Origin of the sequence: Mesorhizobium sp. M00.F.Ca.ET.216.01.1.1 (assembly GCF_004010325.2) — a bacterium.
Lineage (GTDB): Bacteria > Pseudomonadota > Alphaproteobacteria > Rhizobiales > Rhizobiaceae > Mesorhizobium.
In genome coordinates this window covers 129,660-153,338 of sequence record NZ_SADR02000007.1, presented here as the reverse complement: position 1 = coordinate 153,338, position 23,679 = coordinate 129,660, and the positions used below count along the sequence as shown (strand labels likewise).

General features: G+C 61.1%; 19 protein-coding genes and 1 pseudogene. 8 read left to right on the top strand and 12 right to left on the bottom strand.

The window, feature by feature from the left end; translation table 11 throughout:
• The first annotated feature begins 35 nt into the window (after positions 1-35).
• Positions 36-1,133 (top strand): alcohol dehydrogenase family protein, encoded by a 1,098-nt coding sequence (locus EN859_RS11845; protein ID WP_127851386.1) that lies wholly within the window; start codon positions 36-38, stop codon positions 1,131-1,133.
• 46 nt (positions 1,134-1,179) lie between these two features.
• On the opposite strand, the gene EN859_RS11840 is transcribed toward EN859_RS11845, so the two are convergent.
• Positions 1,180-1,476: a DUF982 domain-containing protein gene (locus EN859_RS11840; RefSeq protein ID WP_127851786.1), complete on the bottom strand. Its 297-nt coding sequence runs from the start codon at positions 1,474-1,476 to the stop codon at positions 1,180-1,182.
• A 427-nt stretch (positions 1,477-1,903) separates the two neighbouring features.
• Between EN859_RS11840 and map the strand changes: the two genes are divergently transcribed.
• On the top strand, positions 1,904-2,731 hold the full coding sequence (map, locus tag EN859_RS11835; RefSeq protein ID WP_127851387.1) for a type I methionyl aminopeptidase: 828 nt from the start codon (positions 1,904-1,906) through the stop codon (positions 2,729-2,731).
• Between the two features lie 54 nt (positions 2,732-2,785).
• Here map and EN859_RS11830 read toward each other — a convergent pair whose 3' ends face one another.
• Positions 2,786-3,568, bottom strand: a complete 783-nt coding sequence (locus tag EN859_RS11830; protein WP_127851388.1) for an SDR family oxidoreductase — start codon at positions 3,566-3,568, stop codon at positions 2,786-2,788.
• 355 nt (positions 3,569-3,923) lie between these two features.
• On the opposite strand from EN859_RS11830, the pseudogene radC reads away from it, so the two are divergent.
• Positions 3,924-4,602: pseudogene (gene radC, locus EN859_RS11825) on the top strand (DNA repair protein RadC).
• A gap of 27 nt (positions 4,603-4,629) precedes the next feature.
• Here the strand turns inward: radC and EN859_RS11820 are convergent.
• The 3 genes from EN859_RS11820 to EN859_RS11810 all read right to left on the bottom strand — a co-directional run bounded on the left by EN859_RS11820 (position 4,630) and on the right by EN859_RS11810 (position 8,882).
• Positions 4,630-5,760, bottom strand: coding sequence for a GNAT family N-acetyltransferase (locus tag EN859_RS11820; protein ID WP_127851389.1), 1,131 nt, complete (start codon positions 5,758-5,760; stop codon positions 4,630-4,632).
• On the bottom strand, positions 5,757-6,749 hold the full coding sequence (locus EN859_RS11815) for a sterol desaturase family protein (RefSeq protein ID WP_127851390.1): 993 nt from the start codon (positions 6,747-6,749) through the stop codon (positions 5,757-5,759). The genes EN859_RS11820 and EN859_RS11815 overlap by 4 nt, the downstream gene beginning before the upstream one ends.
• A gap of 222 nt (positions 6,750-6,971) precedes the next feature.
• On the bottom strand, positions 6,972-8,882 hold the full coding sequence (locus EN859_RS11810) for a heparinase II/III-family protein (RefSeq protein ID WP_127851391.1): 1,911 nt from the start codon (positions 8,880-8,882) through the stop codon (positions 6,972-6,974).
• Positions 8,883-8,995: 113 nt separating this feature from the next.
• Between EN859_RS11810 and EN859_RS11805 the strand changes: the two genes are divergently transcribed.
• Positions 8,996-10,243 carry a cellulase family glycosylhydrolase gene (locus EN859_RS11805; protein WP_127851392.1) on the top strand — a complete coding sequence of 416 codons (1,248 nt, stop codon included), beginning with the start codon at positions 8,996-8,998 and terminating at the stop codon, positions 10,241-10,243.
• Here the strand turns inward: EN859_RS11805 and EN859_RS11800 are convergent.
• Genes EN859_RS11800 through EN859_RS11790 form a run of 3 tightly spaced genes read right to left on the bottom strand, consistent with a single transcriptional unit; the run spans position 10,237 to position 12,824 of the window.
• A complete protein-coding gene (locus tag EN859_RS11800) occupies positions 10,237-11,049 on the bottom strand; it encodes a hypothetical protein (protein WP_127851393.1) in 813 nt (270 codons plus the stop codon). The two genes, EN859_RS11805 and EN859_RS11800, sit on opposite strands and share 7 nt — an antisense overlap.
• A gap of 48 nt (positions 11,050-11,097) precedes the next feature.
• Complete coding sequence (locus EN859_RS11795; protein ID WP_127851394.1) at positions 11,098-11,655, bottom strand: hypothetical protein; 558 nt, start codon at positions 11,653-11,655, stop codon at positions 11,098-11,100.
• Positions 11,652-12,824: a glycosyltransferase family 4 protein gene (locus EN859_RS11790; protein WP_245525542.1), complete on the bottom strand. Its 1,173-nt coding sequence runs from the start codon at positions 12,822-12,824 to the stop codon at positions 11,652-11,654. The genes EN859_RS11795 and EN859_RS11790 overlap by 4 nt, the downstream gene beginning before the upstream one ends.
• Before the next feature lie 118 nt (positions 12,825-12,942).
• Between EN859_RS11790 and EN859_RS11785 the strand changes: the two genes are divergently transcribed.
• The gene (locus EN859_RS11785) at positions 12,943-14,382 is read left to right on the top strand and encodes a polysaccharide biosynthesis C-terminal domain-containing protein (RefSeq protein ID WP_127851395.1); all 1,440 of its coding nucleotides are present in this window, start codon (positions 12,943-12,945) and stop codon (positions 14,380-14,382) included.
• 143 nt (positions 14,383-14,525) lie between these two features.
• On the opposite strand, the gene EN859_RS11780 is transcribed toward EN859_RS11785, so the two are convergent.
• The 3 genes from EN859_RS11780 to wecB are packed head-to-tail and all read right to left on the bottom strand — an operon-like array spanning position 14,526 to position 17,792.
• A complete protein-coding gene (locus EN859_RS11780; protein ID WP_127851396.1) occupies positions 14,526-15,326 on the bottom strand; it encodes a WecB/TagA/CpsF family glycosyltransferase in 801 nt (266 codons plus the stop codon).
• Entirely contained in the window at positions 15,323-16,645 is a 1,323-nt protein-coding gene (gene wecC / locus EN859_RS11775) for a UDP-N-acetyl-D-mannosamine dehydrogenase (RefSeq protein ID WP_127851397.1), read from the bottom strand. Before wecC ends, EN859_RS11780 begins: the two co-directional genes overlap by 4 nt.
• Complete coding sequence (wecB, locus tag EN859_RS11770; RefSeq protein WP_127851398.1) at positions 16,638-17,792, bottom strand: UDP-N-acetylglucosamine 2-epimerase (non-hydrolyzing); 1,155 nt, start codon at positions 17,790-17,792, stop codon at positions 16,638-16,640. Before wecB ends, wecC begins: the two co-directional genes overlap by 8 nt.
• A 191-nt stretch (positions 17,793-17,983) precedes the next feature.
• On the opposite strand from wecB, the gene EN859_RS11765 reads away from it, so the two are divergent.
• The gene (locus EN859_RS11765) at positions 17,984-19,426 is read left to right on the top strand and encodes a hypothetical protein (RefSeq protein WP_245525541.1); all 1,443 of its coding nucleotides are present in this window, start codon (positions 17,984-17,986) and stop codon (positions 19,424-19,426) included.
• Here EN859_RS11765 and EN859_RS11760 read toward each other — a convergent pair.
• Positions 19,383-20,744, bottom strand: coding sequence for a VpsF family polysaccharide biosynthesis protein (locus tag EN859_RS11760; RefSeq protein ID WP_210237687.1), 1,362 nt, complete (start codon positions 20,742-20,744; stop codon positions 19,383-19,385). The genes EN859_RS11765 and EN859_RS11760 overlap by 44 nt on opposite strands.
• A gap of 279 nt (positions 20,745-21,023) precedes the next feature.
• Here EN859_RS11760 and EN859_RS11755 point away from each other — a divergent pair, with 279 nt between their 5' ends.
• A complete protein-coding gene (locus EN859_RS11755) occupies positions 21,024-22,466 on the top strand; it encodes a GumC family protein (protein WP_245525540.1) in 1,443 nt (480 codons plus the stop codon).
• A gap of 8 nt (positions 22,467-22,474) precedes the next feature.
• Positions 22,475-23,593: a glycosyltransferase gene (locus EN859_RS11750; RefSeq protein ID WP_127851400.1), complete on the top strand. Its 1,119-nt coding sequence runs from the start codon at positions 22,475-22,477 to the stop codon at positions 23,591-23,593.
• The last annotated feature ends 86 nt before the right edge of the window (positions 23,594-23,679 follow it).

Sequence of the window (23,679 nt, the reverse complement as noted above, 5' to 3'; positions counted from 1 at the left end):
CAAGTGCGCCAGCTGCTTTCCCTGGAAGAGAAACAATGAACGACACAGATTTGGTTCCTCAGACTATGGCGGCCGTGCTGCTAACCGGCCATGGCGGGCCGGAAAAGCTCGTCTACCGCACCAATGTGAAAGTGCCCTCGCCCGCGCCTGGCGAAGTGCTCGTCAAGGTCAGCGCTTGCGGCATGAACAACACCGATGTCTGGGTCCGTCAGGGGGCCTATGGCACCGAGGAGGACCCTGCTGCAGTGTCGACATGGCGGCGCCAGGGCAACACGCTGACCTTCCCGCGCATCCAGGGCACCGACACGGTCGGCCATATAGCTGCCGTCGGCGACGGTGTCTCGCCTGATCGTATCGGCGAGCGGGTGATGGTCGACTTCTCGATCTACAACCGCGATGACGATTCGCTAGCCGACATCGATTACATGGGCCACGGTCGCGACGGCGGCTATGCCGAATACCAGGCCGTGCCGGCCGAGAATGCGCACGTCGTCGACACCGACCTGACCGATGTCGAACTCGCCACCTTCTGCTGCGCCTACCTCACTGGCGAACAGATGCTGGAACGCGCCGCCCTGAAAGCCGGCGAGCGCGTGCTGGTCACCGGCGCCTCGGGCGGCGTCGGCTCCGGCATCGTGCAGCTGGCGCGGGCACGCGGCGCCATCCCCTATGCCGTCGTCGGCAAGGGCAAAGAACAGGCCGTGCTCGACATCGGCGCCGAAGCGGTGATCACCCGTGGTGTTGCCGACCTGCCGGCAGCAGTGGACGAGGCAACCGGCGGCGAGCCGATCGATGTGGTTGCCGATCTGGTCGGCGGCGCCATCTTCAACGATCTGTTGCGCATCCTTCGGCCCGAGGGCCGCTATACGACAGCCGGCGCCATTGCCGGCCCGGTGGTGCAGCTCGATTTGCGCACCATGTACCTGAAGCAGCTGCAGCTGCATGGCTCCAGCCAAGGCACGCGGAAGGACTTTCGCCGCATCGTCCGCTACATCGAGGACAAGAAGATCCGGCCGCTGGTTGGCGGCGTCTACAAGCTTTCCGATTTCCACCGCGCGCAGGCGGACTTCATTGCCAAGGATTTCGTCGGCAAGCTGGTGGTCGTGCCTGACGCCGTCGCCAATCAGGACTGATGGAAACGTCAGCCAAGAGCCGGTGGACCGGACAGATGCTTTGGCATCACGCCCTCAAGCCCCTCGTCTCGCCACCGCGCTTGCCGGGGAACATCATGTCCCTGGCCAACAGCCCGCTCACCCGGCAGAACGCCATAAATGCCCGGCAGGCGTCTTCGGTCTTGACCACATCCACCGTGGCACCGAAGCAGGCGTTGAACGCGGCCTGATAAACCTTGCCTTGCCGGCGAGCCGGCCAATCCTGCAGGAAGTCCAGCGCCTGTTCGACACTGTAAATCTCCTCGACCGGCAAGCCGGGCGCTGGCGTGATCCGCACCGGCACCTCGAATTGCAATCTGTCCATTCCAAGTCTCTCCCGAACCGACGCCCACGGCAGCAACGCCGATCGTTGCAAGAAGGTTGTCTCGCCGGCTTTTCGGCAGGCCAGCTTTTCGCCCAAGCTAGCTTTTCACTCAGGCCGGCTTTTTACTCAGGTCGGCTTTTCACTCAGGCCGGCTTTTCACTCAGAAATGTGTCGTCACTGCGGTCGCTAGGTCCGTGCGGAAGCGCCCCTCGTGGAGTCAAAAAAGAAAACTTCTGCGACCGGACAGCCCTCCCACAGCATCGTCCGAATAGTCACAAGATGCAGCGGCAAGGCACGAATATATCAGGCATACCGCCTCTGACTGGCAGTTCGTCCTTGAACCCAGCGCCTTCTGGTGCCAAATCTGGGGGGATTTTTTCGCGTGGGGCTTCCTATCGACAGCCCACCCAGCCGGCAAACGGACAAAATGGTCACCTATCTCGACGCCGCCACGGCACCGCTCAGAAACACCGGCCAGATCCGCCTCTATGGCGAAGAAGGCTTTGCCGGCATGCGCAAGGCCTGCGACCTGACAGCACGCTGCCTTGATGAACTGGTGCAAATGGTCGGGCCGGGCGTCACCACCGAAGCCATCGACCGCTTCGTCTTCGAGCTCGGCATGGATCACGGCGCGCTGCCGGCGACGCTCAACTATCGCGGCTACACGAAGTCGTCCTGCACCTCGATCAACCATGTCGTCTGTCATGGCATTCCCGACAACAAGCCGTTGAAGGACGGCGACATCGTCAACATCGACGTCACCTATATTCTCGACGGCTGGCATGGCGATTCCTCGCGCATGTATCCGGTGGGCACGATCAAGCGCGCCGCCGAACGCCTGCTCGAGGTCACCCATGAATGCCTGATGCGCGGCATCGCGGCGATCAAGCCCGGCGCCCGCACCGGTGCGATCGGCGCCGCCATCCAGACCTATGCCGAAGGCGAGCGCTGCTCGGTAGTGCGCGATTTCTGCGGCCATGGCGTCGGCCAGCTTTTCCACGACGCGCCGAACATCCTGCACTATGGCAGCGCCAATGAAGGCGTCGAAATGCGGCCGGGCATGATCTTCACCGTCGAGCCGATGATCAATCTCGGCCGGCCGCATGTGAAGGTGCTGTCGGACGGCTGGACGGCGGTGACACGCGACCGCTCGCTGTCGGCGCAGTACGAGCATACGATCGGCGTCACCGAGACCGGATGCGAGATTTTCACGCTGTCGCCAAAAAAACTCGACCGCCCCGGCCTGCCTGCATAGAGCCTGATCGCGAGCCGGGGAATAATAGACCTTCATCGCAGCCCTCGCAGGGTTTTAGTCGTCCAGGCTGCCCATGGTCAGGTTGACAGTGGTTCCCGTCATCCCGCTCGCCTTGTCGGAAGCCATGAAGACCGCCATGTTTGCCATCTCCTCAAGCTTCATGACCCGTCGCGGGTGGGTCGTACTGGCAAGGTATCCTTCGAGCTGTTCCCGGGTCATGCCGGCGCCCTTCGCGGAGAATTCCTTCATCGTGATTGTCTCCGGCATGCCGTGTGGCCGTAAACAGACCACGCGAATGCCCTGAGGTGCGAGCTCGGCGGATAGATCTCGAGTGAGTGCCTCCTTAGCGGCCTGCGCTGAACCGTAGCCTCCGTTCAATGTGGTGCCCTGCCGTGCGAGGAGGGCGGTAACGGTCATGATCACCCCCGATTTGTTCGCGACCATCCGCCGGGCCGCCAGGCGTGCGGTCAGGAAATATGATCTCGTGTAGGCCGCGATCGGCAAGGAGAACTGCTCGACATCCAGTTCGGCCAAAGGGACGCCCAGAATCTTCGTGTTCCGGATCCCAGCGGCGTTGAACGAGATATCGACGCGGCCCGCCTTGTCGATCACGGACTGCAGATGCTTGTCGATGGCCTGCTCGTCGAGCGCGTCTACCTCCGCCGCCTCAGCGGATCCGCCAGCGGAAACGATATCCTTAGCGACCGCTTCGACCGGCGCCTGGCGGCGCCCGGTTAGAAAAACCCTGGCCCCCTCGCCCGCAAAGGCGCGTGCGACAGCACCGCCGATCGCACCTCCGGCTCCGTAGATCACTGCAACCTTGTTCTTTAGCATCATCTCTGGTTTCCTTGATTTGTCCTCGGGTGGTTACACATGCCCACCTCATGCGTAAGACAGGCGCGGCGGCTGAAACTCATCGGTGCTCGGCGACTTTTTTTCGGTCCGTCGGGTGACGTGCACTGCCGGCACCTCATCGATGCCAAGCATCGTGGTCCGGCCAATCCAAGCTCGGGTAAGATCGCGCGAGCGGACCGAAGGTCAGCGCGGCAAAAGCCGGTTTCCACTTTTCGGGATCATGGTCTAGTGTCTGCGCCGGTCTGGCGAATACGGGCGGCTCAAGGGAAAGATCGACGACGACGAGCGGGGATTCTTCTCCGAAGCATGGGTCGAGCCGCCTCCGAAGGCCGTAGCGATCGAGAAGCCGCATTATCTCGGTCACCGCGACCGCTTGCGCAAGCGGTTCACCGGCGGCGGCCCCAATGCCCTGCCCGACTACGAGCTTCTGGAGCTCTTGCTCTCTTTCGCCTGATCCCACGCGCCGACACCGAACCGATCGCCAAGGCTCTGCTGGCGCGCTTCGGCACGCTGGCTGAAGTGCTCGGCACCCCTGCGGCGCTGCTCGAGGAGGTGAAGGGCATTGGCCCGGCGGTGGCGGTCGATCTCAAGGTCATTGCCGCGGCGGCACAGCGCATGGCGCGCGGCGAGATCAGCGGCCGCGAGCTCCTGTCGTCCTGGACGCGGTCCTCGAATACTGCCGCTCGGCCATGGCTTTCGAGAAGCGCGAGCAGTTCCGTATCCTGTTCCTTGACAAGAAGAACATGCTGATCGCCGATGAGGTGCAGCAGGTCGGCACCGTCGACCACACGCCGGTCTATCCGCGCGAGGTGGTCAAGCGCGCGCTCGAACTTTCGGCCTCGGCGATCATATTGGTCCACAACCATCCGTCGGGTGACCCGACGCCGTCACGCGCCGACATCGAGATGACCAAGCAGGTCATCGACACGGCCAAACCGCTCGGCATTGCCGTCCACGACCACATCATCATCGGCAAGAACGGCAACGCCAGTATGAAGGGCCTGCTGCTGATCTGAGGCTTGTCAGCGCCAGTCAAACCGAAATCAACTTGACGATACCAATCCGCGCTCGCGCACATGCCGGATCCTCTGACGGATACGATCAGCAAGCGAAGCGAGCGTGCCTAGCGCCGTGCGCGCCCCAAGAACGGATTGCAGGGTAACAGCCTGCGTTGCGAACTTGTGCTTGAAGGACTCTGCGCCACAGAGGAAATCGATCATGCCCAAGCCGTGGTCGATCGACCACTGTATATAGTCCATCATCAGGATCACCCCCGGCGACGCTCGGCTGAAATCCGGATCGTAGGTGGTCACGAAGGCCATCATGACGCCGTGCTGGATGAAGTTAATGGAAACCGCGATCATCGCGCCATCGCATTCAATAACGAAAATGCGCAGCACGCCGGCACGCGCCAGCGCATCGACAAGTGCGGCGAGTACTGGCGCCCCCTCTTCGAAAAGTTGGGATTCGCGCGTGTGCAGTTCCAGCCATCTGCGTTTAAGCACCGAGAGCCGGTCCAGGACCGGCTGCAGCGGCTCGTCGGGCGCAAGCAGGCGAAATTTCATTTCTCCGGCTTCTTCCAACGTCTTCATGCCGCGCCGATAGTTCTGGCGTGCTTTTTTTGACTGGTCCTCTAACCATGCCGCTCCACTCTCCCACTGTCCGGCGACGCGGTAACTGACTTCCTCTCTGTGATTGGGGCGAAGCTTGACGCCGCCGGAAGCTCCCGGAGCGAAAATTTTGTGGGCGGCAGCATCCGGCAACAGACGATTGAGAAACGCAATATCGAAACCACCGGCGTCACAGAGCTGCGCCCATAGGTCCTGCAGGGCCGACAGTGAGCATTCCAGAGCAACGAGAATATCCCCATAGTCGGTATAGCTGCTGGCCGCCCATTCAAGAAACCGCAGGCCCCTGCGCTTGCTGATCGCCAAGGGAAAGACAGCAACGAGCCTGTCGCCGTTCCAGATCAGGCCGATCCGCAGTGCGCGCTGGTCGCGGTCCGATACCGTACTCCACCATGCCGAAATCCAGGCATGGCTCTGAAAGATCAGCCCATCGGTGCGACGCCAAAGATGCATCCAATCGGCTTCGACCGCGGCCAGGCGATCCGCCGAACGGACAATTTCCAGACGCTCTGCGCCCGAAACGTCAATCGAAGCATTGGTGTTCATGAAGGGGAACGATCCTGTGGCTGCGCGACTACATCAGGCCGCCTCTGCAACAGCCGGATGACATGCCCCGCCATCTTCTTGAGCGGCAGGACGTAAAGACCAAACAGCGATTGATAATCGCGCACATCGCGATCGATCAGGCCAAATTTGAGATCTTCATCCGGGTCCGGGACAAACTGCGTTCCGAAGAGGCGATCCCAGAACGAAAAAAGCAGGCCGAAGTTCTTGTCGTAGTGGCGAGGGTCGATGCTGTGATGCACCTGGTGCCAGTGCGGACACAAGATGATGTTGTTCAACGGGCCGAAGGAAATCTTGAAATGGGTGTGGCGAACAAAGTCCATCATCAGGATGTTGCGGATAACATAGACGTTGATGCCGAAGACGGCGATCTCTACCGGATCCAGCGCGATCAGGCTCCAGATACCGAAGCAGATCCCCGGGATGACGCCATCCCAGATACGGTTCATCAGATCGTCCATCGGATGAACCCGATCCTTGGTGATCCCCACCAACACTTCGGCCGAATGATGCACTTTGTGCAATTCCCACAGGAACGGGAAATGGTGCTGGGCGACGTGGTAGAAGTAGTACGAGATATCGTAGGCGACCAGCATGGTTGCGGTGAAGACGACGATCGTCACCGGTCCGGCCGGGCCGCCGACGAGCGGTGCCTGGATGTGCAATATCCAGCCGATTGCCTCGTGTGTTCCACAGCCCACGGCGGCAACGAACGTGACGCCGGCAGGAATGAGCAGGAAAGGCATCATCGCCCGTTTGGTGATCCAGAACAGAATGTCCGCTCGCGCCGACGGGTGCAGGACGACTTCCGCCGGAACGGCGAAATCAAAAAAGTCCCTGAAGGATTTATGCTCGACAGTTCGCCAGTAAGCGACCACCGCGCTTCCGAATGCCGTGAGAAAAAGCAGGCCGAGAGTCAGCAGATTGATGTTCGAAAGCTTTTCCACAATCATTCTGATAAGTTCAAACATCGGTGCAGTGGCTCCTGGGTCGTGAGATGGCGATCCGGCGAATTGTAAAGCACAGATTTGCCAACCCGCAGCATGTTGCCTGTAACCAGATGGCTATTGCGGATGCACGAGCGAAGCATGCCGGGTTGCACCAGACTAGCAGATCAACCGTAACAAAACCGCTAAATGTCCGAACGTAATTAATGCCAAATACGGCCGGAACGCCGGATGGCCGCTCTGTCCTTATCGTTGCGACCGGCTGATTGCCGCGAGGTGGATATTGGTTCCATCTACGCCAACTTCGCCACGCCAGGCGAGGCGTTCGGCTGGCTGCCTGGTGCCAAAACGCGGTGAAACCCAGCCGCCTTGCCCCGGCAGGTCGCCGCCGGCGCGGATATCGACCGCAGCGTCCGGAAAGCGGATGGCCATCAGCGGCTCATCGCCGCGCAACACCGTGACCGTGTTTCCGTCCCGGTTGGCACTGAGGCCGGCGGCGAGCTGGAAGACGACCTCGGCAACGCGCCCGCCGCCGAGCAATTGATCGGTCACGAGGATGCCGTCGGCCTGGCGCGTCACGGTGCGCTGATGCACGACGCCGAAGCGGCTTCTATACCCGTCGTGCCGGGCACACAGCCGCCAGTGTGCTCCCTGCTCGCTCTCCACCAAGGCTGCGACCGCCTTGTGCGACCAGTTGAACGTCCCGGCGATGATGCTTTGGCTCTTGCCCTCGATATTCAGGGTGTTGTGCGCCGGCGTGGAGCGGAACCAGTCGCGCCAGACGCCTCCCGAGCCGTAGAGCCAGGTGCCGGGGTCGACCAGCACCGGCTCGCCATCGATGCATAGGGTGAGCGACAGCGCGTCAGCATGGCCGTGAGCCGCTATCGAGAGATAGCCGAGCGGGCCATGGTCGAATGTCAGATCGATGCTGCGGCCATTCATCTCACCGCGCCAGACGGAGAGCCCGCCCTGCGTGAACGTTTGCAACCCGTACGGAACCGGCGCCGGTGCCGGCGGCGCGCCATAGAAAAGCGCACGAAAATCGTCAGGCTCCGCCGCGCTGCCCGGGGTCCGTAGAAAGCCGTGGATGGCGGCTGCAACGGATCGGACATAGTCCTGTTCGTCCCCCAGTGTCAGCACGCGGCCTTCATCGTCGTCGCCAAAGCCGGCAGCTTTCGGTGGCAGCCAGTCCACGAAATTGGCGAAGGCGGCCAGACGCGCTTCGACGGGCGCAGGGAACGGCGTTCCGGCCTGTTGCGCCGCAGCGGCGCACAGCAAAATGAGTTCGGCAGTGAAGGCTGCATAAGTCGGGGTCTGCTCGGCACCGGCGCCGTCGGCAAGAATCTGCTTGTCCACCTCGGCCAGAAGGTCATTGCGGGCAGCGGCGGATTCGGCTCCGAACGCCAGGCTGATCAGATAATGGCCAGCCAGTTCCGCCACGAGATGATTGTTGGCGGAGGAAAACCGGGAGGGAAACCGCGGCAGCCAGTAGGCGCTGGCTGCCAGTATTTCACCCACCTGCTGCCGTATCGCCACGCCAAGTCGCTCGCCGATGAGGTCCATGGTGACTATCAGGCTGATGGCTCGTAGCGCTACTTCGATGCCGGAGGCCCAGCCGACCCCCCAAAACGGTGGGTTGGCGCAATGCCAACTGTCGATTGCCGCCTCGATGGCGATCCGGGACCGATCGTCGCCGGCGAGAAGCAGGTGGGCGGCAAGGGGCGGCAACTGCTGCAGCCGGTTGATCTCCCAGACGTATTTGACATCGCCACGGTCGCCGCGATGGCGAAAATCGACATCGAAAGTATGGCTCTCGGGACCTGGCCAAGCCTTGCCGATTACCGGATCAAGGCACCAAAGCTCGGGAGGAAACAAGAGATCGGAGTCGCGCTGTGGCCATGTCCGCCCAAGTGCGGAAAACCGGCCCGCAAGCGTGTTTTGCGCCGCCGCCGCTATGGCTTGCCGTTGTGCCGCTGTCGCAGCCAGCACCGCATCGCGCCACCGACCCAGCACCGGGTGTAATTCGGGCGAGGCATAGCGCTGCCAGCCGTTGTCGCGGCGGCGCGAAGCGATCCTTCGGCGCTGCTCGCCCAGCCGGTGCAACACCTCGGCCGGCTCCATGCTGCGCAATCGGTTGATGTACCAGCCGATCCTCATACACGCTCCGCCAAGGTTCGATCCTCATATACCATGCCGTCAAAAAGCCGCGCGGCGGCAATCCTCTTTTCCGTTCCTGCAGTTAATATTCGACAATGACACGGAGGCTGGCCATGAAAAGAGTGGCGTGTGTTGCAGCGTGGGTGTTCGGCATCGTGATAGCCGCCAACGCAGCACCGATTCCTCTCGAGCGTGGCGTTGGAGTGCATGAATGGCTCAACTGGTCGCCGGTAGAGAAAGATGGGGCCTATCGTTGGCCGCCTTACCGCAGTGAGAAGGAATGGCTCGCGGGAAATAGGCCGCTCACCGACTGGCCAGGCGGCGAGGAGTTTGCGCGCATTCGATCGATGGGCTTCGACTTCGTCCGGCTGAGTGTCGATCCCGGCCCTCTGCTTGCCAGCGAGGGCGCCAAGCGCCAGCAGGCGCTGGACATACTTGCTGCCGTGGTCAGGCGGGTCGCGTCGACCGGCCTCAAGGTGGTATTCGACCTGCACGGCGTCACTCAGGTTCCGGCCTATAGCATGGAGATGATCTATGGCGGCGCCGACAGCGAGGGCGTTGCCCGCTATCGCGAAATGGTTGTGGCGGTCGCCACCATGCTGGTCAAGGTTGGCACCGACAAGGTAGCCCTCGAACCCTACAACGAGCCGGCATACTACCCTTGCGATTCGAGCGGGACCGATGACTGGCAGCGGATCATGGCAGGCACGGTCCACGATATTCGCACGGTCAGCAGCGAGCTCACCGTCGTCGCAACGGGCGCTTGTGGCGGCAGCATTGCCGGACTGGTCAATCTAACCCCCGGCTTTGACGATCCGAACCTCTATTACAGCTTCCATATGTATGAGCCGCACAGTTTCACGCACCAGCGGGCCGACGGAACACACACCTTCGCCTCGGGTCTTCCTTGGCCGGCCGACAACAGTACGCCCGAAGTGGTGACCGAAACCCTCAAGGCGCAAATGGACGCCGCCGGCTTGAGCCCGGTCGAGCAGGTGATGAACATGGTCTCGGCGCGTGCAGCAATCGCCCGCTACTTCGAGCAGAATTGGGGGCAGAGCCAACTCGAGGCGAGCTTCCGGCAGGCGGTCGACTGGGCCAAGGCTCATGATATTCCGAGCAGGCGGCTCTTCATGGGCGAATTCGGCGTCATCCTCATGTCTGCGGACGGCCGCATGGGCGCGTTCGACGCAGACCGTCTGCGCTATATGACAGCGGTACGGCAGGTAGCCGAGCGTTTCAGCATTCCCTGGTCGGTCTGGGAATATGCCAATCCGTACGGCATGACACTGATTCTTCCAAAGGGACCAGCCGCACCCGATCCCGGATTGATGCAGGCGCTGGGTCTGGCGCCTCAATAACGCGACATGTCGAGCCGCTGGTCGACGAGGGCGCGTTTGCCGCCGCGTCCCGCGGCAATACGGTCCACATGCTTCAGATAAAACTGGATGCGACCACATGCGCGGTCAACCAACGTTTCGGCAACTCGCTTGGCGCTGGCGGATTGCGCGCCGGCTGTAAGGATATAGCGGATCAGCACCTCACCAGGCCGGTCCTGGTAGAATTGCACCTCCTCTATACCGTCGAAAAAAGCGGGATCGTCGGGCACCAAGTACGTCGTCACGATCCGGCTGCCGTCGGCGGCCACCAGATAATCGACGTTTCGGCGCGGCATGATGGTCTGGACTTTTAGTCGTTGGCCGTTTGCCTCATTCGGCAATTCCAGCAACCGGGCGGAGTCGCCGGTGTCGTAGCGGATGAAAGGCATGCCGGTCGACAGGAAGCCGGTTCCAATCAGCCGCCCTTCCTTGCCCGTCTCGGTTACCGGCGCGCCGGCCGCGTCGACCAGTTCGGCCAGGCCGTAAAGAGGGTTGAACTCATAGCTGCCGGGGCTTCCGGGCAATTCTTCGGCGAACAGCACTTTCTCGCTAAGTCCATAGAAGCAGGAAAGCGGTACATCGCCGAGAACGCCCCGGATGATCTCGCGCTGATGCTGATAGACCGGTTCGGAAATCATCATCATGCCTTTAACAGGCCGTTTTGGTGTGCGGTTAAGCGTGCGCATATGCCGGCAAAACAGCTCGATGGCCGAGGGATAGCCATAAAAATAGCTGATGGCCCGCGCATCGATCAGGTCGAGATAGACTTCGGCGTCGGCGACCGTCATCGGAAATACTGAGAGCCGTAGTTCGCGCAGAGCCGGCTCCCATTCGTGTCATCGCTTGCCCTTGTCGTCGAGGCTGAAGCCGCGAAAACAGACACGCGCCGTACATTCATCATAACCGATCCGCGACCAGGCGTCGTAAACGAAAGCCATCTCGCGGGCACTCCGGTCCCTGTCGAGGTAAAAGCAAAATGGCTTGTCGGTGCTGGAGCCGTTGGTCGAGGCCTCATCCAGTTCGGCAATCGGCACCGCCAACGTCGCAAGCCCAGCCGCCCGCAGTATCTCCTTGGACAGGATCGGCAGGCGTCGCAAGTCGACAAGTTCCAGTATCGAAAGATCAAAGCCAGGGCCGAAGACCTGGTCGATCGAAGCGCGATAGAACGGACTGCCCGCATGAGCCTTTTGCAACAACGCGCGCAGCGCGGCCAGATGCGATTCCCCGGCATAGGCAGGGTCGGCAGCGGCCTTGGCGATATAGTCCCGCCAGGACCGATAGGTCGCGCCAAACTTCATCCGGGTCGGCGCCAGCGCCAGCACGGGTGCCAGTGTCCGCCTGAGCGAGGCGGGGCTTCGCACATAGGCACCGCGCGCCACGTCAAGCAATTTCATGATTTTGCTCCGGGCCGCATGCCGCGTGCTGCCTCATGCCACACACACCGAATCGATGCCGCGAACGAAGAAAGCTCAAGCCGTTCCCGATGCACGGCCATAGCGGCAGCACCAAGCCTGGCCCTCAGTGCGGTATCCTCAATCAAGCGGGTCAGCGCCTCGGTCAATGCCGCAACGTCGCCGGGCGGCACCAGCAAGCCGGATTGCTCGTTGGTGATGATGTCTTCCACGGCGCCGACAGGCGTCGTCACCACCGCAAGGCCGGCGGCCATCCCTTCGATGATCGAGACCGGCAGATTTTCGGCAAAGGAGGGAAGTACCAGAATGTCCGCCGAAGCGATCAGTGATGCGACCTTGGTGGGTCCGACCCAGCCTGGAAAACTGATGCGCTCGGCAAGGCCGAGTTCGGCCGATCTCAACCGTGTCGCCTCGACTTCGCCATCGCCGGCGATCGTCGCGCGCCAATCCTTGATGGGCTCCATGCGGTGCAACGCATCCAGCAATTGCGGTATGCCCTTGCGGTCGCCGATACGACCCAGGAACAGGATATGAACGGTGTCTCCGCCACCAACATGAGCCAGGGACGGGACTTCGGTGGCATTGGGCACGATAACAATGTTCCCGGCAGCGCCTGGCGCCCGGGCTGCGACGAAGTCACGCCAGATACGGCCCAGAACCACGACTCGACTGGCATGCTCGAACATTTGCCGGATGCGGTGGCTCATAAAGCTGCGGTTTTCTTGCCAGAATGTCTGGTACTGTGCTCCGTGCAAATGCAACACATATGGGATACCGAGCAGTTGGGCACACTTCGCAATGACCATCTTGCGGTAGGTGCTGCCAAAGCTCGACACATTGATGTGGACGACATCAACGTGTCCGGCCATGCGCGCTGCAAGCATCCGCAAGCAAAAGCCGGTCATGTGGAAGGCCGACAGCGCAACCGGGCCCGAACCACGGCTGGGAAGGAAACGGGCGTCGATATCGGTGCCTCCTTGCCGTTCGAGTTCGTGATTTAGCGCCCCCATGATGCGGTCGATGCCCCCCTGCCCCGAAACGCCCGCGGGCGTCGCGACCAGGACATGCACTTTTCGGTTGTGAACAGGACGCTGCAACATGACTCCGTTTCGGATAACACATGCCGGGTAACCGCAAAGCAAAGCTTGCAAATAAGGTTTACGACAAATCTTTTAGTTCAAACTGAATCTGTTCACCCTTTGCCGTCATCGCCCTGGATTTTCCGCCGGTCGACGGTTAATCGAAGGTGAATTTCTCGGGGACGAACCTTTGCTGCTCCGTTCCACGCTCATCTATGCTCCGGCGATCCTGCTGACGCGAATCTCCGCACTGCTCCTGCTGGTCGTCGTGACGCGGTTGATCGACCAGACCGAGTATGGCCTGCTGACCCTGGTGGTGACCGTAGGCGAAATGACCGACATTGCCGTCACCAACTGGCTGCGCATCGCCTTGCTCAGGCTTGGCGGCAAAGGCGACATCAGCCGCGGCAGCCTGACGCTGGCCGGCCAGGTGTTGCTTGCCACCACGGCATTAGCGCTGATCATATCCGTGGTCGCCTCGGCAGTGATCGTGCCGGAGCGCTGGGTCGAGTTCGCAATCGCCGTCTGCAGCTACCTGATCGCCGGCTCGATCGGCCGCTTCGCGTTGACGGTGCTGCAGATGCAGCAGCGCCATTCGGTCTATTCGATGCTCGAAGCCCTGCGCGCCCTGCTGCAACTCGTGCTGCCGATCGGCGCCATCGCCATCTTTCAGGATTCATTTCTGACGGTATCGCTTGGCTCCAGCCTCGGCGTAGTCATCGCCGGCCTCGCGGCGGGCATCATGGCATCGCGACGTGTCGTTGCCGGTCCGCCACGCTTCACCCAGAAGGAGTTCTTTGCCCTCGGAGTGCCCCTGATCATCATGGCGCTGGTAGGCTTCGGCCTCAACAGCGCAGAGCGGGTGTTCCTCAAGATCTATTACGATGCCGGCGCCGTGGCGATCTTCGCCGCAGCCTATGCGCTGGCCCGCCAGCCCATCGACATGGTCGCCAACGCCATCAACATGGGTGCCTTTCCTGAGGTGGTCAGCCAGTTCGATGAGGCGGGGCCTGCGGCATCGGGCCGGCTGCTGTCGCAATTGATGGCCTTGATGATCCGCCTTTGCCTGGCGGTTGCAGCGATGCTGGTCGCACTCAGCAACGACATCACGCAACTCCTGCTGCCCTCGGAATACCACGGCCGCTTCGGCCTGCTCTTTCCGATCATTGCCTTCAGCGTGCTGTGTGCCAACCTCACGAGCTTCGTCTATGGCGCGGTGGTGCACGCGCACAAGCGGCCGTGGCTGCTGATCATCGCCAACTCCTTCGGCTCGGTGGCAACGATCGCACTGTCACTTCTGTTGATCCCTAAGATGGCGGAGGTCGGCGCCGCTTTGGCGCTGGCGGGTGGATCGCTGGCCGGCCTCGTAGCCTGCATCATCATCAGCGAGCGGCTCACTCCAGTGCCGGTGCCGTGGCGCGACATCGGCGTCTCGGTCGTCATCTCGTTCAGCGCGGGGCTGGCCGCCAGGCTTGCCAGCGCTGTACTGGGCGATACGCCGGCCATCTTCTCGCTCGTCGCGGGCGGCACCGCTGGCGCAGTGGTTTTCTTCGGGCTGACGTGGCTGTTCCACCCTGCCGCCGCAATGCAATTCGCGTCCAAGCTGTGGGCGCGGCTACGGATCGCATAGACCCGCGATGGCGCGCGCATGTGTTCGCGCGCGAAGAACCAGCCTTTTTGAACTTGCTATGTCGTAGTTCCGGAAAAGCGATTCTGACCTGGGCCGATGCAGCAGCTTCAGAGCCGGCGCTGCTGTTGTCCGGATAACTGTACTTATAGATCGACGTTTCGGCGCTGGCGGTTCCAGAACTCCCGCCACAGCAGCGCTGCGTAGGCAGTGTTGGTATCGTAGTAGCGGCGCCACAAGCGTCGCGGCTCCTGTGCGACGCGAAATAGCCACTCCAGACCGGCCGCTTGCACGAGTTTCGGCGCCCGCGCAACCTTACCGCCATAGACATCGAAACTGCCGCCGACGCCCATGACGAAACTCGGAGCGAGTTCGTCGCGATAGCGCTTGAGAAAGCGCTCCTTGCGCGGCGTCGGCATGGCCACCAGCAGGCAGTCGGCGCCCGAGGCGTTGATCATCTCGACGATCGCGGGCTCGTCTTCCGGCTTGAAATAACCATCTCGCATGCCGGCAATGACGAGGCTCGGATAATCACTGGCAAGTCGCCCTTTGACCGCATCGAGAACGTGCTGTTCGGCGCCCAGCAGGAAGGGTCTATAGCCGCGCCTTGCGCACAGGCGCAGCAGATTGACCATGATGTCGACACCCGCTACCCGCTCCGGTAGCGCGATGCCGCAAAGACGTGCCCCCCAAAGCACGCCCTTGCCGTCGACGTTAATCACATCCGCCGTTGCAACATCCTCGCGCAGCTCGTTGTTCTTGCGCATGTTTACAAGCTTGGCGACATTCACGACCACATGATGCAGCGGCCGCCGTAGGCTCATCGCCTCATCGGCGATGGCCAGCGTCTCGGCCATGGTCAGTGCATGGATCGGCGTGCCGAGGAACTCCCGGCGCCGCGACGCCAGCAAAGAGTGCTGCGCCCATGCCAAGTCGTGTGCGCTCATGCAGCCTCCTCTGTTCTTGCAAGAATCTCTGATTTCTTGCCTTCAATGCGGGCGTCTGGCTTGCGTGCCTTGCGCCACGTCCACAGACCACGGGTGTCGACGAGCTTCTTGTCCTTGAGCGCTTCAGGATCGATCAGATTGAACTGACGATGGTCGACCAGCAGGACGACCATATCTGACCGGTCGATAGCGGAAAGTGCATCGGTGAACACGATGCCCTTGCCCTCGAGTTCATGCGGCAGCCTATCTGTGTTGGGTTCAGCCGCAATGATCTTCAGATTGGGGATGTCGGACAAAAGTTTCACCACCTCGACAGCCGGGCTCTCGCGCATATCGTCGATGTTGGGTTTGAAGCTGAGGCCAAGACAAGCAATCGTCTGCTTGCGGGTAGGGTCGAGCAAGGCTTCAATATCCCTGACGACCGACAAGGGACGCTCGGAATTGATCCGGCGTGCCGAAGCTATCAGCCGAGTATTATTTGGCGCCGCGTCGATGATAAAATATGGATCGACCGCAATGCAGTGGCCGCCAACGCCGGGGCTCGGCTGCAGGATGTTTACGCGGGGATGTCGGTTAGCGAGATCGATCACCTCCCATACGTTGAGTGACAGGTCCTGGCACACTGCCGCAAGCTCGTTGGCGAACGCGATATTGACGTCGCGGAACGCATTCTCGGTCAGCTTCACCAGTTCCGCGCTTTCGGCCTGGGTCATAAACAGATCGCCGGCAACGAAGGTTGAATAGAGTGCTGCGGCTCGTTCCGACGACTTGCGTGATAGTCCGCCTACCGAGCGATCATTGTTGATCAGCTCGGTCAGGACCTTTCCCGGCAGTACGCGCTCAGGCGAATAGGCGACCAGGACATCGGCCTCTTCGCCATGCAGGACAGGAAATTTGAGATCGGGCCGCAGCTCGGCAAGCAGCCCCGCCATGATGCGCGTCGTGCCGACTGGCGATGTCGATTCCAGCACCACAAGGTCTCCCCGTTTCAGCACGGAGGCGATGCTTCGTGCCGCCGCGAGCACGTAGCTCACGTCCGGCTTGTGGTCCTGGGTCATCGGGGTTGGCACGGCGATGACGTAGGCATCCGCCGGCTGCGGCGTACGGAAGGCCCTGAGCTTGCCGTTGGCTACAACCTTCTGGATCAAACCATCAAGGTCCGGCTCAACGATGTGGATTTCGCCGCGATTGACCTTCTCGACCACCGACTCGTTAACATCGACGCCGATGACGTCGAGCCCGCGACTGGCGAAAATGGCACAGGTCGGCAGGCCGATATAGCCCATGCCGATAACGGAAACGGTCTTGATTTCAGCCATGATGCAGCAGTTCCTCAACGATCCGGTTGCTGGCCCGGCCATCGCCATATGGGTTGTGTCGTTCCGCCATGCCGCGATAGGCCGCCTGATCATCGAGCAGGCTATTGGCATTGGACAAGATTTTTTCGACATCGGTGCCGACGAGACGAGCGGTACCCGCAGCGATCCCTTCGGGTCGTTCGGTATTCTCCCGCATCACCAGCACCGGCTTGCCGAGCGAGGGCGCTTCTTCCTGCACGCCGCCGCTATCGGTCAGCACCAGGTAGCTCTGCTTCTGCAGGTACAGGAACGGCAGGTAGTCCTGCGGGTCGACCAGATGGACGTTCGGCACGTCCCCTAGTTCTGCATTGACCACCGACCGCACATTTGGGTTGGGATGGACCGGGTAGACGATCTGCACGTCCCCGCGCACTGCCAATCCCTTCAGCGCCGTACAGATACGGTGGATGCCGCCGTCGAAATTCTCACGGCGATGACCGGTGACGAGGATCATTTTCTTGGCGGGATCGAGGAAGGGGAAACGGGTGGCTAGCTTTGCGCTCATCAGTCTGTCGGCGTCGATCGCCCCGGAAAAATGCAACAGCGTGTCGATCACCGTGTTGCCGGTCACGAAGACGGTGCTCGCAGCCTTCCCTTCGGCGATGAGATTGTCGCGCGCCTGGATGGTCGGCGCAAAATGCCAGGTAGCGATGTTGCCAGCGATCTTGCGGTTCAGTTCCTCCGGGAAGGGAGAGTAGATATCGTGGCTGCGCAACCCTGCCTCGACATGGGCGACCGGAATGCGCTTGTAGAAGGCAGCCAGAGCCGCGGTCATCGCCGTGGTGGTGTCGCCCTGCACGACGACGATATCGGGTTTCGCCTTCTCCAGCACTTCGGCCATGCCCAGGAGCACGCGCGAGGTCACGTCGAACAATGTCTGGCCGGGCTGCATGATGTTGAGGTCGTGATGCACCGGCAGGCCCGTCAATTCGATAACCTGATCGACCATCTCGCGATGCTGGGCAGTGACGCATGTCTCGGTAATAAAGCCTGGATGGGCAAGCGCGGCACGCACCACCGGAAAGCATTTGAGCGCCTCTGGCCGCGTGCCGAACACGATCAACAGTTTTTGCCTGGATGGCAGTTTTGGATGCGAAATGACGTTCATTGCTGATCCTGGTCGCCAGAAGCCCACACGACCTGTTGACTGTTCGTCGTAAGAATCATGATAACGGCAGAAAGCGCGTTCGTAATCTTAATCTTAATATATGATTAACAACTGACCTCACGTTGCTCCCCTTGTGAAAGGTCTAACCGGCAAGTATCTTGCATCAGCAGTCTTGAAAAGAATATATTCGATTGAGTAAGATTTTAATCATCAGCCATGCCGCTGGATCTCGGCGCTGGGAAAATGAGCTTCTGGTGCGGTTGAATGCGGCTGGTCACGTGGTTTCGAGCTGCCGCGCGCTGGCCCCTACGCCCACCGCACGCGGGTTGGATGGCGTGCTAGCGATCGAGAGCCAGCGCTTCGGTCCCTCATTGGCAAGCCGTTGCGAGCCGTTGCCGTCTGACGGTTCTGGTCCCGCCGACCTTGTGGTCGATCTCACTGCCACTGCCGCAGGACGAGGCACACCGGTCCTGACGCTCGAATTTTGCGGCCACAGCACCTTTCCCGCCGGTGTGGCCGAGATGCTGGCGAGCGGGCGACTGCCCGAACTTGCCGTTCGCCTCGACGGCGTTGCAGTCGCCCGGGGGCGGCCAATGCTCAGCGATCGGCTCTGGCTGTCTCGCATCTGCAACGACTTGCTCGCCGGGGCCATCTCGCTGGTCGCGCAAAGCGTCGCCCGTTTTTCCCAGGGCCAACTTGTGCCGATTACCGATTGCTCGCCGCCGACCCTGAAAAACGGCGGCTTTGTCCGGCACTATCTGCCGTTTTTCTGCAGGGGGTTGGTCGACCGCACAGTGCAAAAACTCAGACTTGGACGGCGCCCCTTCTATTGGCAGGTTGCCTATCGGCTGATCGACGGGCCAGGTGTCGCCGAAACCGGGCAACTCAACGGTACGCCGTTCACCGTCCTCGCGGACGATGGCCAGCGCTTCTACGCCGACCCGTTCGTCTTCGAGCGCGATGGCCGCCACTATCTATTTGTCGAGGAATTTCCCTACGCTACCGGTCGCGGCGTGATTTCTGTCGCCGAACTTGGTGACGATGGCAGGTTCGCTATACCGAGGATGGTGCTGGAGGAGCCGCATCACCTGTCTTACCCGCAGGTGTTCGCTCAGGCCGGCGAGATTTTCATGATCCCCGAAAGCGCCGCCGCACACGAGCTTGTGCTCTACCGCGCTGTGCAGTTTCCGGATCGCTGGGTACGCGACACGGTGCTGCTGACGGGCAGGGATTTCAATGACGCCACGCTGCTCGAATCAGATGGGCGCTTCTGGCTGTTGGGGACGGAGCGGTTCGGTTATGGCAGCGCGTCGGATACGATGGCCGTCTATTCCGCGCCTTCGCTGCGTGGGCCGTGGGTTGCGCATGCGCTCAATCCGATCGCCATCAATCATTCGGCCGCTCGACCTGGCGGCGCCTTTATCCGCCAGCGCGATGCTCTGGTGTTGCCGGTGCAAAACGGGTCGAGAGCCTATGGCGGCGGTCTGGGGCTGATGCGGCTGGATCGGCTCGACGAGCTCGATGTCCGTTTTGCGCCGCCCCGCCCGATCGGCCCGGGACCGGCATGGGCCCGCGTGGGCATTCACACGCTTAATCGCGCAGGCAATGTCGAAGTTGTGGATAGTGCCGGCTGACTGCGTTTGCAGTCTGTGCTTTACTGGAATCGATGCCTACCGGCCCGGATGAAGCAGCGGCCAAAGACGTGCTCTCCGGCGGGTTTCTATAGGCAAGCAGCAGCACCACTATAATCGCAACCTCCGGCGTTTTCGACGAGAGCGCGTTGTTCGACAGCGCAGCAAGCAGGTACGTTATAGTGGCGATCCACGCTGGCAGCGGCGCCGCGCGCAGCAGCCGAAAAACAAACCAGAATATCAGCGCGGTAAAGAGCAGCCCTAAGGGCAAGCCGAACAGCAGCGTGATGACCACTGGCGCACTCTCGATGTAGGGCAGATGCAGCTTCGCGCGGACGATCGCCAGGAGGTCGTCAACGTTCATGCCAAACAGGATGTCTTTCCAGCTGACGAGCCCAAACACCTGGTAGATCGTCACCCGCGCCATGAAATTTTCATCAAAGATCGTCTTGCCGAATCGATTTAGTAACCCGCCCGAAAACAGCACGGCTACCAGCATTGCGCCGCCAGCCAGGGTGAACAGCAGCACGACAGTCTTGGCCTGCCGTCCGTGCTTGAGCGACAGGCGCGGCCAGCGAACGAACAGCAGCAGAATGAGGATTTCGCAAACAGCCAGGATCAGGGCAGCACGGGCGCCCGACGCGGCACAGCCGACGAACAATACGAAGATCGATACCACCCGCACCCAAATGCGCCAGTGCGTCAACGCCACGAATCCGATGGCCGTGGCGCAGAGCGCACCCAATGCCAGCGGGTGCATCGACAGCCCGATTGGCCTGAACTGCAGTTCCTGCAGACCGTAGGGCAGAAGCCGATGTTTAGTCACAGCTTCGACCGTGCCGATCACCGCGCTCAGGATCAGCATTCCAAGCACAACATCTCCCAACGATCGCCGCACATCCGCACTCAGCGCCAGCATTGACAAGCCTGCGGCGCCCGCCACCAGATACGTATCGATGATAAACCCGGAGGAACCCGCCCTGCCGGCGATGAACAGATAGGGCACTAGCGCGAAAATCAGCACTGAATAGCGGATCAGCGCTTTGAATAGTCCAATTTCGTCGCCCTGCAGCAGGAACGGTCGGCTGAAAAGCACGACAGGAAGTAGCAGGAAGATAGCATAGGTGCCGAAATGCAGTTTCTCGTAGAATGGCCCTCCCTCGGTCGTATAGTCGACGACCATGTTCATCAACTGCGGTGACACCGTGAAGCGAAGCAGGAACGCGAACGCTGCGCATAGGAAAAACAGAAGCGACAGCGCGTTCCGACAGCGCATCTGGCTGGACAACATTCGTTCTGATCCGGCAGTGGGATAGCTCATGGTCCATCCAAGTGGGGATGTTCGAACGGCATTCTGGCCAACGAGATCCATTCCGCCGAACGGGCTTGGCGCGTGAAGCGGCAGAATAAGCCAGCATGGAAAATGAGATGTTAACGATGTTTCCGTAAAGCAGGCCACGCGTAATGAATAACAAGGGTTGGCGCGATGTCTGCCGCTTCCGGTATACCCCCCTCCTCTGCGGCGGAATCCGCTACCAGCGCATTCGAGCGGATCGCCAATGCGCGGCGCAGGGCAATGCTGCAACAAGGTACTCCAGTCATGGCACGCCCCGTACCTGACATGCCGCAGGCGTCCGAGCCCGTCGCGACGGTGACGCTTGACAAGATCGGCGACTTCCTCGAACTCGACTTTCGACGCTTGTTTGTCTGGCTGCGGGCCGGCCTCGCCTTGGCATGCATGCTAGCAGTAGTCGGCGGCGTCATCGGCGGCGCCTATTCCATGCTGAGCAAACAGCGTTATACCGTCAATACGGAAATCCTCATCAATCCTGGCAATTTGCAGGTTGTGGAAAACGATCTCTATGCGCAGCCGGGCCAGGTCGATAGCCAACTGCTCAACGCGCGCAGCAAGCAGCGCATCTTGACCTCGGGCAACGTGCTTTCGCGTGTGGTGAGCGACCTCGACCTAGCCAACGATCCGGAGTTCTTCGACCCGGACCGTAGCGCCTCCACGTCTGGCGGTGGAGCGAATGGCAGCAAGTCCGATCCGAAGCTTATTGCCCTGAAAAACCTGGCGGAGCGAGTCAGTACCACCGCAGATGAAACCTCGTTTGTCACAACCCTGTCGGTATCGGCCGAAACCACAGACAAGGCGATCCTGATCTCTCAAGCCATAGTCAAGACTTTCCAGGAAGAGCTGGCCAAGGCCGAAGCTGCCGATGCCGGCCGTGCCGCAGCTGCTCTTGACGGACGGCTTGGCCAGCTCAAGCGCGACGTACAGTCGGCCGAACAGAAGGTCGAGGCTTACAGGCGCAGCCACAACCTGTCCTCCAGCAACGGTCAGCTTGTCAGTTCGCAAACGATGACGCAGCTCAACAGCCAAATTGTAGAGGCGCAATCGCGCGTCATCGCCGCCCAGGCAAGTTACGACGCCCTGGGTGCCTCCGGTGCCAATGGGACCAACTCTGGCCCCGCGACTTCGGAAGCACTTGCCGCGCTGCGCGAGAAGGCAAACAGCCTGCGGCAGCAAATCGATTCACAGTCGATGACCTTTGGACCACGCCACCCGACGATTGTCAGGCTCAAGACAGAATTCCAAACCGTCAGCTCGCAACTCAGGGCGGAGTTCTCGCGCACCGTCGGCTCAGCAAAGGTCAATCTTGATGCGGCCAAAGCCTCGCTGGCTTCTCTCGGTGCCAAGATGAACGATCTGAAGGGCAATGTTTTCACCGACAGCGAGTCCGAGGTCGCCCTGCGAGAGCTTGAACGCGACGCCGCCTCGAAGACGTCGATCTATGAAAGCTTCCTGTCGCGCGCTCGCCAAATCACTGAGCGCGAGCAGATCGACTCCACGAATGTGCAGGTGATTTCCTCCGCGGTGCCGCCAAAGGCGCGCTCATGGCCGCCCCGCACTGCCCTGGTCATAGGCATGGGAGCTTTCGCCGGCTTTGCTCTAGGCATGCTGCTCGCCATTGCCATGGGCATCTTGCGCGACATGCGCCAGCCGCCGAACCAATCAGGCATTGCCACCAGCCGAGCCTGAACCAAGGCATGGCGAAGCGTATCGTCTTTCACATTGCCAGTCTCAGGGGCGGCGGCGCCGAGCGTGTTTTCGTCCTCATGGCAAATGAATTGGCATCGCGTGGGCACGATGTCACACTTTTTACCTGGAACGCGGAAGGGCCTAACGCCGCGCTGCTCTCCACTGCCGTGCATCTAGTCGATTTCGGCCTTCCGCTGCGCGGCGAAGGTTACGGCAAGTGGGCGACGCTGAAAGGCATCGTGCGAAGCGCACGTTTATTCAACCGCCTTGGCCCCCATGCGGTCTATAGCGCCCCGGAATTCGCCAATCTGATCGTGGCGCTGGCGCTTTCATTGGCGCGAAGCCGAGCGAGGTTCTTTCCAAGCTTCCACGCAGCCGCCTCACTGCCTTCCGGCAGCCTCGGCGCGAGAATGGCGGTCTGGCTTTCCGCGCCGGTTGCAGCGCGCACTACCAAAGCCATCGCCGTTTCGGCGGGCGTCGGTCGCGATATCGTGGCCCGCGGCTTTCCACAATCCAAGGTTGTCGTCATCAATAACCCGCTGCCGCCGGCTGCGATATCGCAGGAACATTCCTACGCTTGGCAGGCAAAGCTTGCGACGATGGGCGGTGGCCCGGTCATCGCCACCGCCGGACGTCTGGTGCCGGTCAAGGATCATTGGACTTTACTCCGGGCCTTCGCTGTCCTGCGCACCGGCCGCCGCGCCCGACTTGTCATCTTCGGCGAAGGTCCACTAGCGGCCGAGTTGCGCAGCTATGCTGAACAATCCGGTATCGGCGCGGATGTGCTTTTTGCCGGCTACGTCAACGATCCCGCGGCCTGTTATGCCGCAGCCGACCTGTTCGTCCTTTCATCCACGAGCGAGGGCTTTGGCAATGTGTTGGTCGAAGCTTTGGCTGCTGGTGTTCCCGTAGTCTCCACAGATGCGCCGCATGGCCCGCGCGAGATTCTCGATGAAGGCCGTTTCGGCGCCTTGGTGCCGGTTGGTGATGTCGCGACCCTGGCAAAGGCGATGGCTGAGATGCTGGACCGGCCGACTTCCGCCGCCGTCCTGAAAAGCAGAGCGGCGGATTTCGAAGTTGAAAAGATCGGGGATCGATACGAAGCGTTGCTCGCTGCTAGTGCGTGAACCGCCTTGTTGTAGCAATAGGAATTCCGCCGTCGGCAGGGGAAAAGGAAAGTGTTTCCTGTGCCCACGCGAAGAACCGAAATTCT

Coding starts and splice junctions, on each gene's coding strand:
- EN859_RS11755 (WP_245525540.1), top strand. CDS start 21,024: ATGGCACGCCCCGTACCTGACATGCCGCAGGCGTCCGAGCCCGTCGCG.
- EN859_RS11840 (WP_127851786.1), bottom strand. CDS start 1,476: ATGGACAGATTGCAATTCGAGGTGCCGGTGCGGATCACGCCAGCGCCC.
- wecB (WP_127851398.1), bottom strand. CDS start 17,792: ATGAACGTCATTTCGCATCCAAAACTGCCATCCAGGCAAAAACTGTTG.
- EN859_RS11780 (WP_127851396.1), bottom strand. CDS start 15,326: ATGAGCGCACACGACTTGGCATGGGCGCAGCACTCTTTGCTGGCGTCG.
- EN859_RS11760 (WP_210237687.1), bottom strand. CDS start 20,744: ATGAGCTATCCCACTGCCGGATCAGAACGAATGTTGTCCAGCCAGATG.
- EN859_RS11810 (WP_127851391.1), bottom strand. CDS start 8,882: ATGAGGATCGGCTGGTACATCAACCGATTGCGCAGCATGGAGCCGGCC.
- EN859_RS11795 (WP_127851394.1), bottom strand. CDS start 11,655: ATGAAATTGCTTGACGTGGCGCGCGGTGCCTATGTGCGAAGCCCCGCC.
- EN859_RS11750 (WP_127851400.1), top strand. CDS start 22,475: ATGGCGAAGCGTATCGTCTTTCACATTGCCAGTCTCAGGGGCGGCGGC.
- EN859_RS11845 (WP_127851386.1), top strand. CDS start 36: ATGAACGACACAGATTTGGTTCCTCAGACTATGGCGGCCGTGCTGCTA.
- EN859_RS11815 (WP_127851390.1), bottom strand. CDS start 6,749: ATGTTTGAACTTATCAGAATGATTGTGGAAAAGCTTTCGAACATCAAT.
- map (WP_127851387.1), top strand. CDS start 1,904: ATGGTCACCTATCTCGACGCCGCCACGGCACCGCTCAGAAACACCGGC.
- EN859_RS11830 (WP_127851388.1), bottom strand. CDS start 3,568: ATGATGCTAAAGAACAAGGTTGCAGTGATCTACGGAGCCGGAGGTGCG.
- EN859_RS11800 (WP_127851393.1), bottom strand. CDS start 11,049: ATGACGGTCGCCGACGCCGAAGTCTATCTCGACCTGATCGATGCGCGG.
- wecC (WP_127851397.1), bottom strand. CDS start 16,645: ATGGCTGAAATCAAGACCGTTTCCGTTATCGGCATGGGCTATATCGGC.
- EN859_RS11820 (WP_127851389.1), bottom strand. CDS start 5,760: ATGAACACCAATGCTTCGATTGACGTTTCGGGCGCAGAGCGTCTGGAA.
- EN859_RS11805 (WP_127851392.1), top strand. CDS start 8,996: ATGAAAAGAGTGGCGTGTGTTGCAGCGTGGGTGTTCGGCATCGTGATA.